The 14575-nt window shown below is 74.7% G+C and carries 2 protein-coding genes; both read left to right on the top strand.

The genetic code is table 11. The features are described 5' to 3' along the window. The first annotated feature begins 32 nt into the window (after positions 1 to 32). Positions 33 to 5027: a type I polyketide synthase gene (locus tag KSK32_RS31560; RefSeq protein WP_216935484.1), complete on the top strand. Its 4995-nt coding sequence runs from the start codon at positions 33 to 35 to the stop codon at positions 5025 to 5027. Positions 5028 to 5074: 47 nt separating this feature from the next. Then, a complete protein-coding gene (locus KSK32_RS31555) occupies positions 5075 to 14560 on the top strand; it encodes a type I polyketide synthase (protein ID WP_216935475.1) in 9486 nt (3161 codons plus the stop codon). The last annotated feature ends 15 nt before the right edge of the window (positions 14561 to 14575 follow it).

Below are 14575 nucleotides of genomic sequence, written 5' to 3'. Positions count from 1 at the left end.
ACCAACCTTCGGACCGAGGCAGGGGCCACCCGATGAGCGACGACAAGCTGCGGTACTTCCTGAAGCGGGTGACAGCCGACCTGCACGACACCAAGCGCAAGCTGCAGACCGTCGAGGCCCGCGACCAGGAGCCCCTGGCCATCGTCTCGATGAGCTGCCGCTTCCCGGGTGGCGTGCGGTCGCCGGAGGACCTGTGGGAGCTTGTCGCCGACGGCCGGGACGCGCTCACCGAGTTCCCGGACGATCGGGGCTGGGACCTGGAGGCGCTCTACGACCCCGACCCGAACAAGCCGGGCAAGAGCTACACCCGCATCGGCGGGTTCCTCGACGGCGCCGGTGACTTCGACCCGTCCCTGTTCGGGATCTCGCCGCGTGAGGCCCTCGCCATGGACCCGCAGCAGCGGCTGCTGCTGGAGACGTCCTGGGAGGCCGTCGAGCGGGCCGGCATCGACCCGCTGTCGCTGCGGGGCAGCTCCACCGGTGTCTTCGTCGGACTGAGCACCTCGAACTACGGCATGGGTCTGCCGAACGTGCCCGAGGGCGTCGACATGTACATCGGCACCGGCAACACCACAAGCGTGGCGTCCGGACGGATCTCGTTCACCCTCGGCCTCAACGGCCCGGCCGTCACCGTGGACACCGCCTGCTCCTCCTCGCTGGTGGCCCTGCACCTCGCCGTGAACGCCCTGCGCCGCGGCGAGTGTGACCTGGCCATCGCCGGTGGCGTCACCGTCATGGTCACCCCCGGCGTGTTCGTCGTCTTCTCCCGGCAGCGCGGCATGTCCGTCGACGGCCGGTGCCGGGCCTTCGCGGCCGGCGCGGACGGCACCGGCTGGGGCGAGGGCGGCGGCGTGCTCGTCGTGGAGCGGCTGGCCGACGCCGAACGCAACGGCCACCCGGTCCTCGCCGTGATCCGGGGCAGCGCCCTCAACCAGGACGGCGCCTCCAACGGGCTCACCGCCCCCAACGGCCCCTCTCAGCAGCGGGTCATCCGCCAGGCCCTCGCCAACGCCCGGCTCGGCTCCGCCGACGTCGACATGGTCGAGGCGCACGGCACCGGCACCACCCTGGGCGACCCGATCGAGGCGCAGGCGCTCATCGCCACGTACGGGCAGGACCGCCCGGCGGACCGTCCGCTGTGGCTGGGCTCGGTGAAGTCGAACATCGGCCACACCCAGAGCGCCGCCGGCGTCGCCGGGCTGGTCAAGATGGTGATGGCGCTGCGTAACGGCGTCATGCCGGAGACCCTGCACATCGACGAGCCGTCCCCGCACGTGGACTGGACGGCCGGGGCGGTCTCCCTGCTCACCGAGTCCAAGCCGTGGCCGGAACTGGACCGCCCCCGCCGCGGCGGCGTCTCCTCCTTCGGGGTCAGCGGCACCAACGCCCACGTCATCCTGGAGGAGTACCGCCCGCGCGTCGCCGAGGCGGTGACCGTCGACGGCGGGCAGGCGGACGGGACCGGCGCCGTCGAGCCCGCGCGCCGGCCGGGCCTGGTCGCCTCGGACGTGGCCCTCTGGCCGGTGTCGGCCCGGTCGAGGACCGCCCTGGGCGGGCAGGCGGCCCGGCTCGCGGACTTCCTGCGCAGGCGCGGCGAGATCGATCCGGCGGCGGTCGGCTGGTCGCTGGCCACCACCCGCTCGACGTTCGACCACCGTGCCGCCGTCGTCGGGTCGACCGCCGACGAGCTGCTGGCCGGGCTGGACGCCCTCGCCGCCGGCCAGCCGGCGGGGAACCTCGTCACCGGTACGGTCACCAGCGCCGGCGCAGGTTCCGTCTTCGTGTTCCCGGGTCAGGGTGCGCAGTCGGCGCGGATGGCGGCCGGGCTCGTCGGTCGTACGCCGGTGTTCGACGCGAAGCTGGCCGAGTGCCAGCGGGCCCTGGCGCCGTACCTCGACGTGGACCTCATCGCGGTGTTGACCGGTGACGACGAGTCGTGGCTGGAGCGGGTCGAGGTCGTGCAGCCCGTGCTGTGGGCCGTCGGCATCGCCCTGGCGGCCGTGTGGCGCGCGGCGGGCGTCGTCCCGGACGCGGTGATCGGTCACTCGCAGGGCGAGATCGGCGCGGCCTGTGTCGCCGGGATCCTGAGCCTGGACGACGCTGCGAAGGCAGTGGCGTTGCGGTCGCGGGCGCTGACGGTGCTGCGGGGGACCGGGACGATGGCGTCGATCGACCTGTCGGCCGACGCGGTTGCCGAGCGTCTGAGGGAGTTCCCGGGTGTCGGTGTCGCGGCCGTCAACGGGCCGTCCACCGTCGTGGTGTCCGGCCCGCCGCAGCCCGTGGCCGACCTCGTGCAGGCGTGCCAGGCGCAGGGCGTCCGCGCCCGGCTGATCCCCGTGGACTACGCGTCGCACTCCGAGGCGGTGCAGCAGGTGGCCGAGCAGCTCCGTGCGGACCTGGCCGGCGTCACCCCGCGGGCCGGCCACACCCGGCTGGTCTCCACCCTCACGGGCGAGTGGGCTGACCCGCTCACCATGGGTGCGGAGTACTGGTACGACAACCTGCGGCAGACCGTGCAGTTCGACGCCGCCGTCCGTACGGCGGTCGCCGCCGGGCACACCACGTTCGTCGAGATCAGCCCGCACCCGGTGCTGACGATGCCGGTCACCGCGATCCTCGACGACACCGGCGCGAGCGGGCACACCCTGGGCAGCCTGCGCCGGGGCGACGACGACGCGACCCGGCTGCTGACCAACCTCGCCACCGCGTATGCCGTCGGCCTGCCCGTCGACCCGGCGGACGTCCTCGCCGAGACCGAGGTCGCGCCGCTGCCCACGTACGCCTTCGACCACCAGCGGTTCTGGCTCGACGGCAGCGGCGGGCCCGACCTGGAGAGCCTGCTGTCGGGCATGAGCGGCGACCCGGGCGACGCGGGCTTCTGGGCCGCCGTCGAGAGCGGGGACGTCACGGCCCTCGCCGAGACCATCGCCACCGAGGAGACCCCGGCACACGAGGTTCTCGACGCGCTGCTGCCGGCCCTGCCGATGCTCACCTCCTGGCGCCGGCAGCGGCGCCGGCAGGCCGACATCGACAGTTGGCGCTACCAGGACACCTGGAAGCCCCTGACCGGCGTCGCCAACCGGGGCATGGACGGCACCTGGATCGTGGTCATGCCGACCGGCGACATCATCGAGCCCTGGCAGGACGCCTGCGTCGAGGCGATCGCGGCGGCCGGCGCGACGCTCGTGCCGGTGGCCGTCTCCACGCCTGACGTCGACCGCGACCAGTTCGGCAAACTGCTGCAGGAGGCGCTCGCCGCCGCACCGGGCGGCGACGCCACCGCCGACGTCGCCGGCGTGGTCTCGCTGCTCGCCTTCGACGAGCTGGCCCACCCGCTGTACCCCTCCGTGCCCGGCGGCTTCGCCGCCACCGTCGCGCTCTTCCAGGCCCTCGGCGACATCGGCCTGCACGCGCCGATGTGGAGCGTCACCTCCGGCGCCGCGTCGGTAGGCATGGCCGACCTGCTGCGCTCCCCGGCGCAGTCGCTGGTCTGGGGCTTCGGCCGGGTCGCCGCGCTGGAGCACCCGCAGCGCTGGGGCGGCCTCGTGGACCTGCCCGAGGCCGTGGAGGACCGCTGTGCCGACCTGCTGGTCGCGGCCCTCACCACCGCCGGGGACGAGGACCAGATCGCGGTACGCCCGAGTGGCCTGCTCGCCCGCCGGCTCACCCGCGTCCCGCTCGGCGACAGCCAGCCCGCCAACCCGTGGCAGCCGTACGGCACGGCGCTCGTCACCGGCGGCACCGGCGCGCTCGGTGGGCACGCCGCCCGCTGGCTGGCCCGCAGCGGTGTGGAGAACATCGTCGTCGTCAGCCGGCGGGGCATGGCCGCGCCCGGCGCGCAGCAGCTCGTGGACGACCTCACCGCGCTGGGCGCCCAGGCCACAGTGGTCGAGTGCGACGCCTCCGACCGCGACGCCCTGGCCGAGCTGATCGAGGCGATCCCCGCCGAGTACCCGCTCACCGCGGTCGTGCACGCCTCCGCCGTCCTCGACGACGCCATGATCAACGACATCCGGCCCGAGCAGATCGAACGGGTGCTGCAGGCCAAGGTCGACGTCGCGAACAACCTGCACGAGCTGACCCTCGACCACGAGCTGTCCGCGTTCGTCATGTTCTCGTCCTTCGCCGGCAGCGTGGCCAGCTCCGGCGTCGGCAACTACGCCCCGAGCAACGCCTTCCTCGACGCGCTCGCCCAGCACCGCCGGGGCCTCGGCCTCACCGCCACCTCCGTCGCCTGGGGGGCGTGGGCCGGCGGCGGTATGGCCGACGGGCCGCTCGGCGAGCTGCTGCACCGCCACGGCGTACCCGAGATGACCCCGGAGGCGGCGATCACCGCGCTGCACCAGGCCGTGGACCATGGCGAGGCGTTCCTCACCATCGCCGACATCGCCTGGGAACGGTTCTCCGTCGCGTTCACCGCCACCCGGCCCGGTCCGCTGATCAGCGACCTGCCGGACGTCCGGCGGCTCGCCGCCGCCGAGGCGATGGGCAGCGTGGAGGCCGGCGACGGCCCGGAGTCGTTGCGGGAGCGGCTCGCCGGGCTGCCCGCCGCCGAGCGGTTCGCCGTGTTGCTCGGCCTGGTCCGTGGTCAGGTCGCCGCCGTGCTCAACCACCCGTCCGCCGACTCCGTGGACGAGCATCGGGCGTTCCGGGAGCTGGGCTTCGACTCCGTCACCGCCGTCGAGCTGCGTAACCGGCTCGGCGCGGCCACCGCCGTGGCCCTCCCGGTCACCCTGGTCTTCGACTACCCGACCCCGACGACCCTGGCGGAGTACCTCTACGCCGAGGTCGCCCACGACGACGTGGTCACCCCGAACGCGCTCCTCGACGATCTGGACCGGATCGCCGAGGGCCTCGACGTGGTCGCCCGGGACGAGGCGGCCCGGGTGCGGGCCACCGTACGCCTGCAGGCGATGCTCTCCCGGCTCGGCCAGGACAGCGGTGGCGCCGACATCGGCCGGCACCTCGACGACGCCACCGACGACGAACTGTTCGCGATGGTGGACAAGGACCTCGGCATCTCCTGACCCCAGCTTCAGCTCTCTCCCGTCTCTTTCGAGGAAGCGGCACTCCGATGGCCAACGAAGACAAGCTCCGCGACTACCTCAAGCGGGTCATGGCTGATCTCCACGACACCCGCCGCCGACTCAGCGAGGCCCAGTCCCAGGAACTGGAGCCGGTGGCGATCGTGGCGATGAGCTGCCGGTTGCCGGGCGGGGTGCGCAACCCCGACGACCTGTGGGAGCTGTTGCGGGACGGCCGGGACGCCGTCGCGCCCTTCCCCGACGACCGGGGCTGGGACCTGGAGCGCCTCTACCACCCCGACCCCGACCACCCGGGCACCTCGTACGCCCGGGAGGGCGGGTTCGTCGACGGGGCCGGCGACTTCGACTCCGCCTTCTTCGGCATCTCGCCCCGCGAGGCGCTGACCATGGACCCCCAGCAGCGGCTGCTGCTGGAGACCTCCTGGGAGGCGGTCGAGGCCGCCGGCATCGACCCCGCCTCGCTGCGCGGCAGCCGGACCGGGGTGTTCGTCGGCACCAACGGGCAGGACTACGGCACCCTGCTGATGATGTCGCCCGACGGCGACGAGGGGCACTCGATGACCGGGGGCGCGGCGGCCGTCGCGTCGGGCCGGGTGTCGTACGCCCTCGGGCTCGAAGGACCGGCCGTCTCCATCGACACGGCCTGCTCGTCGTCGCTGGTGGCGCTGCACCTCGCCGTGCAGGCGCTGCGGGCGGGGGAGTGCGACCTGGCGCTGGCCGGCGGGGTGACCGTGATGGCCACCCCGGGCCTCTACATCGGATCCAGCCGGCAGCGCGCACTCTCCACCGACGGGCGCTGCCGGTCGTTCGCCGCCGCGGCCGACGGCGCCGGGTTCTCCGAGGGGGTCGGCTGGCTGCTGGTCGAGCGGCTGTCGGACGCCCGCCGCAACGGCCACCGCGTCCTGGCTGTGGTCCGCGGCACCGCCGTCAACCAGGACGGCGCGTCGAACGGGCTGACCGCGCCCAACGGGCCGGCCCAGCAGCGGGTCATCAGCCAGGCCCTCACCTCCGCCCGGCTCTCCACCACCGACGTGGACGTGGTGGAGGCGCACGGCACCGGCACCAGGCTGGGCGACCCGATCGAGGCGCAGGCGCTCATCGCCACGTACGGGCAGGACCGTGACGAGGCCCCGCCACTGCTGCTCGGCTCGGTGAAGTCGAACATCGGCCACGCCCAGGCCGCCGCGGGCGTGGCCGGCGTGATCAAGCTGGTGCTCGCCATCCGGCACGGCCTCGTGCCGGCGACGCTGCACGTCGACGCGCCCTCCCCGCACGTCGACTGGACGGCCGGCGCGGTGGAACTGGTGACGGAGGCACGCCCGTGGCCTGAGACGGGCCGGGTACGCCGGGGCGCCGTCTCCTCGTTCGGCATCTCCGGCACCAACGCTCACGTGATCATCGAGCAGTCGGCCGAGCTCGTCGAGTCGGGTGCGTGGGGGCGTGGGGCGGGGTTGGTCGCTTCGGATGTGGTGGTTTGGCCGGTGTCGGCGCGGTCGGGGTCGGCGTTGGCCGGTCAGGTTGTCCGGCTTGCGCGGCACGTGCGTGAGCGGGGTGGGATCGATCCGCTGGGGGTGGGTTGGTCGTTGGCGGCTACCCGGTCGGCGTTTGATCATCGCGTCGTTGTTGTCGGGTCGTCTGTCGAGGGATTGCTTGCCGGGCTGGATGCCTTCGCTACTGGTCAGCCGGCGGGGAACGTGGTCACGGGGGTGGCGTCGAGTCCAGGTGCGGGTCCGGTTTTCGTGTTTCCGGGTCAGGGTGCGCAGTCGGCGCGGATGGCGGCGGGGCTGGTGGGTCGTACGCCGGTGTTCGACGAGTGTCTGTCGGAGTGTCGGCGGGCGTTGGCGCCGTATCTCGATGTGGATCTCGTGTCGGTGCTCACGGGCGAGGACGAGTCGTGGCTGGACCAGGTCGAGGTGGTGCAGCCGGTGCTGTGGGCCGTCGGTGTCGCTCTGGCGGCGGTGTGGCGTGCGGCGGGTGTGGTTCCGGACGCGGTGATCGGTCACTCGCAGGGTGAGATCGGTGCGGCCTGTGTGGCGGGCATCCTGAGCCTGGAGGACGCGGCGAAGACGGTGGCGTTGCGGTCGCGTGCGCTGGCGGTGCTGCGGGGTACCGGGACGATGGCGTCGGTGGACCTGTCGGCCGAGGCGGTGGCCGAGCGGCTGCCCGCGTTTCCGGGTGTCGGGGTCGCGGCGGTCAACGGCCCGTCCATCGTCGTGGTGTCGGGTCCGCCGGAGCACGTCGCCGGGCTTGTGCGGGCGTGCGGGGCCGAGGGTGTTCGTGCCCGGCTGATCCCCGTGGACTACGCGTCGCATTCGCCCGCGGTGCAGGAGGTCGCCGAGCAGCTTCGGGCGGACCTGGCCGGTGTCAGTCCGCGGGCCGGTCATACCCGGCTCGTGTCCACTCTCACCGGGGACTGGGTGGATCCGGCGGTGATGACCGCTGACTACTGGTACGACAACCTGCGGCGGACCGTGCTCTTCGACGCGGCCGTGCGGACGGCTGTGGCTGCCGGGCACACCACGTTCGTCGAGATCAGCCCGCATCCGGTGCTGACGATGCCGGTCACCGCGATCCTCGACGACGCTGGTGTGAGTGGGCACACCATCGGCAGTCTGCGTCGTGGTGACGACGACGCGACCCGGCTGCTGACCAACCTCGCCACCGCGTATGCCGTCGGCCTGCCCGTCGACCTGACGAGGGTGCTGCCCGCCGCGGCCACCGTCGACCTGCCCACGTACGCCTTCGACCACCACCGGTACTGGCCCGCGCCGCCGCTCTTCCTCACCGCGGCCGACGCCGCCTCGGACATCGACCGCTGGCGCTACCGGGTCACCTGGCGGCCCCTGCCCGACCTGCCGCTGACCTGGCTCGCCGGCACCTGGCTCGTGCCGGTGCCCGCGGCGCTGGGCGAGGATCCGCTGGTCACCGACGTGCTGTCGGCCCTCGGCAACTTCGGCGCGGACGTCGTCCCGGTGGAGCTGGACGTCACACACGACCCGGCGGCGCTGGCCGAGCGGCTGAGCGCCGCGCTCACCGGCCCGGACGGACCCGTCGCCGTGTTCTCGCTGCTGGGCCTGGACGAGCAGGCGCACCCGGAGCACCCGGCCACCTCGCTGGCGGTCTCGGGCACCGCCCTGCTGGTGCAGGCGCTCGGGCTGCTCGGCGTCGAGGCACCGCTGTGGTGCGCCACCCGGGGAGCCGTCGTGGCCCGCGCCGACGACCCGGCGCCGCGCCCCGCCGCCGCCTCCGTCTGGGGGCTCGGCCGCGCCGTCGCCCTGGAACACCCCGCCCGCTGGGGCGGCCTGCTCGACCTGCCCGACGTGCTCGACGCGCAGGCCGGCGCGCTGCTCTGCGCGGCGCTCGGCGCCAGCGGTGGCGAAGACGCCTTCGGCGACGACGGCGCAAAGCAGTCCGGCCGGGGCGAGGACCAGCTCGCCGTCCGCGCCTCCGGCGTCTTCGTCCGCCGCCTCACCCGGATCACCGAACCCGAGCCGGCCGACTCCGGCGCCGCGGACGACGCCCGGCGGATGCGCGGCACCGTGCTGATCACCGGCGGCACCGGCGGACTGGGCGGGCATCTGGCCCGCTGGGCGGGCCGCTCCGGCGCCGCGCACGTCCTGCTGGCCAGCCGGCGCGGCCCGGACGCCCCGGGCGCCGCCGAGCTGGAGGCGGAGCTGACCGGCCTCGGCGTACGGGTCACAGTGGCCCGCTGCGACGTCGCCGACCGGGCACAGGTGGCCGACCTGCTCGCCGCCGTCCCCGCCGACGCCCCGCTGAGCGCCGTGCTGCACACCGCCGCCGTCCTCGACGACGGCATCGTCGACACCGTCACCGCGCAGCGCCTGCACACCGTCGCCGCGTCGAAGTGCGTCGCCGCGCTGCACCTGGACGAGCTGACCCGCGACCTCGACCTGGACGCCTTCGTGCTCTTCTCCTCGGTGGCCGGAACCACCGGCAACGCCGGGCAGGGCGCGTACGGGGCGGCCAACGCCTTCCTCGACGCCCTCGCCGAGCGGCGGCGGGCCGAGGGACTGCCAGCCCTCTCGGTGGCCTGGGGCGCCTGGCGCGGGGCCGGCCTGCCTGCCGAGAACGAACGCGCCCAGGAACGGCTGCGCCGGGGCGGCATGATCGGCATGGACCCGGAACTGGCCGTCGAGGCCCTCGCCCGGGCGCTGCGCCGCGACGAGCCCACCACAGTCGTCGCCGACATCGACTGGGCCCGTTTCGCCCCCGCGTTCACCCTGGTGCGGCCCAGCCCGCTGATCGGCGAACTCGCCGAGGCCCAGGAGGCGACGCAGTCGGCCGGGCAGGAGGCCGCCGAGGAGGAGACGGGCGTACCATCGGCCCTCGCCCGGCGACTCGCCGCGCTCGCGCCGGGGGAGCGCACCACGACACTGCTGGAGCTGGTGCGGCAGTGCGCGGCGACGGCCCTCGGCTACGGCGCCGCCGACGACATCCCGGCCACCCAGCCCTTCCGCGACCTCGGCCTGGATTCGCTGACGGCAGTCGACATGCGCAACTTCTTGGCCGCCGCCACCGACCTGCGGCTGCCCGCGACGCTCGCCTTCGACTATCCGAACCCGACGGTGCTCGCCGCGCACCTCGGCGAACTGCTCACCGGGATCGTCCCCGACGCGACCACCCCCGCCCCGGCCGCCGCGGCCGAGGACGACGACCCGATCGCCATCGTGGCGATGAGCTGCCGACTGCCCGGTGGGGCGGACACCCCGGAGCAACTGTGGCAGCTCCTCGCCGCCGGCGGCGACGCCATCGGGGAGTTCCCCACCGACCGGGGCTGGGACCTGGACCGGCTCTTCGACTCCGACCCGGAAAAGGAGGGCACCAGCTACGCCCGCGAGGGCGGCTTCGTCACCGGCGCCACCGACTTCGATGCCGGCTTCTTCGGCATCAGCCCCCGCGAGGCCCTCGCCATGGACCCGCAGCAGCGGCTGCTGCTGGAGGCGTCCTGGGAGGCGGTAGAGCGCGCCGGGATCGACCCGCACACGCTGCGCGGCAGCGCCACCGGCGTATTCGTCGGCACCAACTACCAGGACTACCGCAACCTGATGTTCAGCGCCGAGGGCGCCGAGGGGCACCTGATGACCGGCAATGCCGGCAGCGTCCTGTCGGGCCGGGTGTCGTACACCCTCGGGCTGGAGGGGCCCGCCGTCTCGGTCGACACCGCCTGCTCGTCGTCGCTGGTCGCGCTGCACTGGGCCTGCCAGGCGCTGCGCCGCTCGGAGTGCTCCCTCGCCCTGGTCGGCGGCGTCACCGTCATGTCCACCCCCGGGGTGTTCGTCGGCTTCAGCCGCCAGCGGGGCCTCGCCCCGGACAGCCGGGTCAAGGCGTTCGCCTCCGCCGCCGACGGCACCAGCTGGGGCGAGGGCCTCGGCCTGCTGCTCGTCGAGCGGCTCTCCGACGCCCGCCGCAACGGTCACCCGGTGCTCGCGGTCATCCGGGGCAGCGCCGTCAACCAGGACGGCGCTTCCAACGGCCTCACCGCCCCGAACGGGCCGTCGCAGCAGCGGGTGATCCGGCAGGCGCTCGCCAACGCCGGCCTCGCCCCGGCCGACGTGGACGCCGTCGAGGCGCACGGCACCGGCACGAAGCTCGGCGACCCGATCGAGGCGCAGGCCCTGCTCGCCACGTACGGCCGGGAGCGGCCCGCCGAGCAGCCGCTCTGGCTCGGCTCGATCAAATCGAACATCGGTCACACCCAGGCCGCCGCCGGTGTCGCCGGGATCATCAAGATGGTGCTGGCGCTGCGGCACGGCTACCTGCCGCAGACCCTGCACGTCGACGAGCCGACCGACCAGGTGGACTGGAGCGTCGGCGCGGTCGAACTGCTCGGCGAGGGCCGCGCGTGGCCGGTCACCGACCACCCGCGCCGCGCCGCCGTCTCCTCGTTCGGCATCAGCGGCACCAACGCGCACACCATCCTGGAGCAGGCCCCGGAGCCGGTCGAAGCCGAGCAGCCGACGGGTGACCCGGCGCGGCTGCCGGTGGTGCCGGTGCTGCTGTCGGGCCGTTCGGGGTTCGCGCTGGCCGCCCAGGCGCAGCGCTGGTCCGAGCAGCTCACCGGGCTGGAGGCGCCACGTACGGTCGACGTCGGCTGGTCGTCGGCCGTCGCCCGGGCCGCCCTGGAACACCGGGCCGTCGTGCTGGCCACCGACCGGATCGCGCTGGGCGCCGGGCTGCGCGCCCTCGGCGCCGGCGAGGACGCGCCGCTGGTGGTCACCGGCGTGGCGGTGCCCCGGCCGAAGGTGGCGTACCTGTTCTCGGGGCAGGGCGCCCAGCGGGCCGGGATGGGGCGCCAGCTGGCCGAGGCGTTCCCCGTCTTCGCCGCCGCCCTGGACGAGGCCTGCGCCGCCCTCGACGCGCACCTGCCCCGCCCGCTCAAGCCATTGCTCTTCGCCGAGCCCGGCACGCCCGAGGCCGAGGCACTGGACCGCACCGAATTCACCCAGCCGGCGCTGTTCGCCGTGGAGGTGGCGCTGTTCCGGCTGTTCGAGGCGTGGGGGGTCCGCCCCGACGCCGTCGCCGGGCACTCGATCGGCGAGATCGCCGCCGCCCACGCCGCCGGTGTGCTCTCCCTGGCCGACGCCGCCGAGCTGGTCGCCGCCCGGGGCCGGCTGATGCAGGCGCTGCCGGCCGGGGGGGCGATGCTCGCCGTCGCCGCCACCGAGGCCGAGGTGACCGCCACGCTCGGCGAGCGGGCCGACCGGGTCTCCGTCGCGGCCGTCAACGGCCCCGCCGCGGTCGTGGTGTCCGGGGCCGGCGACGCCGTCGAGGAACTGGCCGCCGAGTGGGCTGCCCGGGGCGTCCGGGTCCGGCGCTTGGCGGTCAGCCACGCGTTCCACAGTCCGCTGATGGATCCGGTGCTCGACGACCTCGCCGCCGTCGCCGGACGGCTGCGGTACGCGGCTCCGAGCGTCCCGATGGTCTCCACCGTCACCGGCGCGCCGGTCGACGCGGCGGAGATCGGCGCTCCGGGCTACTGGGTGCGCCACGCCCGCGAGGCGGTACGCTTCGCCGACGCCGTCTTGGCACTGCGCGAGCGCAACGTCACCGGCTACGTCGAGATCGGCCCGGACGGGGTGCTCACCGCCCTCGCCCAGGCCGTCCTGGCCGAGGCCCCGGCCGGCGGCCGGGCCCCACTGGTGGTGCCCGCCCTGCGCCGGGACCGCGCCGAGCCGACCACCCTGCTGCGCGCGCTCGCCGCGCTGCACACCCACGGCGTCTCCCCGGACTGGTCCGTCCTCTACGCCGGTACCGGCGCCCAGCGGGTCGAGCTGCCCACCTACGCGTTCGACCGGCAGCGCTACTGGCCGGAGCCGGCGCCCTGGGCCGCCCTCGTGGCCGCCGACGAGGCCACCGAGGTCGAGCGCCGCTTCTGGGCCGCGGTCGAGGCCGAGGACCTAGAGTCGCTGGCCCGCGACCTCGACGTGCACCGCGACCAGCCGTTCGGCACCGTGCTGCCCGCCCTGTCGGCGTGGCGCCGGCGCGGCCGGGAGCAGGCCCTGGTCGACGGCACCCGCTACCGGGCGGTCTGGGAGCCCATCGCGGAGACCTCGCAGGAGCAGAACCCCGGGCGGTGGCTGGTGCTGCTGCCCGCCAACCGGGCGGACGACCCCGACCTGCACTCCTGCACCTGGGCCCTGGGTGCCGAGGTGAGCATCGTGCCCTTGGACACCGCCGCCGACTCCGAGGAGCTGTGCGGCGGGTTCGCCGACGTGCTCACCGAGGCGCTCGGCGCGGGCGACGGGCCGCTGTCGATCCTGTCCTTCCTCGGCCTGGACGACGCCCCGCACGCCGAGCACCCGGCGCTGCCGCGCGGCCTCGCCGCGACCGTGCACCTGCTCCAGCAGCTCGTCGACCTCGATGCCTCGGTCCGGCTCTGGTGCGTCACCCAGGGCGCCGTCGGCCTCGGCGACGGCGACGTCCCGGCCAACCCGCGGCAGGCGATGCTGTGGGGCCTGGGCCGGGTGGCCGCGCTGGAGCAGCCCGCCCGCTGGGCCGGGCTGGTCGACCTGCCCACTGACCTGGAGCCGTGGACGGCGATGCGTCTCGGCGGCATCCTCACCGGCGGCGGCGTGGAGGACCAGCTCGCCGTCCGCGAGTCCGGGGTGCTGGTGCGGCGGCTCGTACCGGCCACCACCACCGACGGGGAACTCACGCCGTGGCAGCCCCGGGGCACGGTGCTGATCACCGGAGGCGCCGGTGCGCTCGGTGGGCACGTGGCCCGCTGGGTGGCCGCCGAGGGCGCGCAACGGGTGGTGCTGACCAGCCGGCGGGGGACCGGCACCCCGGGCGCCGCCGAGCTGATCTCCGAACTGGCCGGGCTCGGCGTGGACTGCCGGGTGGTCCGCTGCGACGCCGCCGACCGCGCCGCCGTGACCGACCTCCTGGCCGATCTCCGGCGGGAGGGGCCGCCGCTGCGCGCGGTGGTGCACGCCGCGGGGGTCAGCGAGGTGGTGCCGCTGGCCGACACCACCCTGGAGGATCTGGCGTACGTCATCGCCCCGAAGGCCTGCGGCGCCGAACACCTCGACGAGCTGCTCGGCGACGCCGAACTGGACGCGTTCGTGCTCTTCTCGTCCATCTCGGCGGTGTGGGGCAGCGGCGGACAGGGCGCGTACGCGGCCGGTAACGCCTACCTGGACGCGCTCGCCGAGCGGCGACGCGGCCGGGGCCGGGCGGCCACCTCCATCGCCTGGGGACCGTGGACCGAGTCGGGCATGTACACCGAGGGTGCGGCGGAGCAACTGCGTCGCCGCGGCCTCCAGGTGATGCCGCCCGGCGTGGCGATGGCCGGGCTGCGGCACGCCTTGGCGGTCGGCGACAGCTGCGTCACCGTCGCCGACGTCGACTGGGCCACCTTCCAGCCGCTGTTCACCTCGCTGCGGCCCAGTCCGCTGCTGGCCGACCTGCCGGCCGTACGCGGGCTGGCCGCCGCCCCCGCCGAGGCGCCGGAAGCGGTCGCGCCCGGTGCCCGGGATCTGCTCGCCGGGCTGCGGGCGCTGCCGGACGACGAGCGGCGGGCCGCACTGCTGGAGATGGTGCGGGTCGACGCGGCGAAGGTGCTCGGCCACCCCTCCGCTGAAGCGATCGAGACCGACCGGGGCTTCCTGGACCTCGGCTTCGACTCGCTCACGGCCGTGGAACTGCGCAACCTGCTCACCGCGGCGACCGGGCACGACCTGCCCACCACAGTCGTCTTCGACTACCCCACCCCGGACGGCCTGGCCGGCCACCTGTACGAGCAGCTCTTCGCGGACGGTGCGGGGGACGACGGCGACGAGGAGTCCGTGCGCCGGGCCCTCGCCGCGATCCCGCTCGACGAGCTGCGGCAGGCGGGCCTGCTCGACCAGCTGCTCCAGCTGGCCCGTACGAGTGCCGGCACGCCGGCCGTGGCGTCCGCCGTCCCGGTCACGTCGTCCGCACCCGAGACCCAGATCCGCGAACTCGACGTCGCCGGCCTGGTCCGGATGGCCCTGGAAGGCTCCGACTCGTGAACCGGCCGGCCCTGA

Origin of the sequence: Micromonospora sp. WMMB482 (genome assembly GCF_019038635.1) — a bacterium.
In the GTDB taxonomy this organism is placed as follows: domain Bacteria; phylum Actinomycetota; class Actinomycetes; order Mycobacteriales; family Micromonosporaceae; genus Micromonospora; species Micromonospora marina.
Note: the sequence above shows the minus strand (reverse complement) of the source record. Positions and strands in the feature narration are given on the sequence as shown.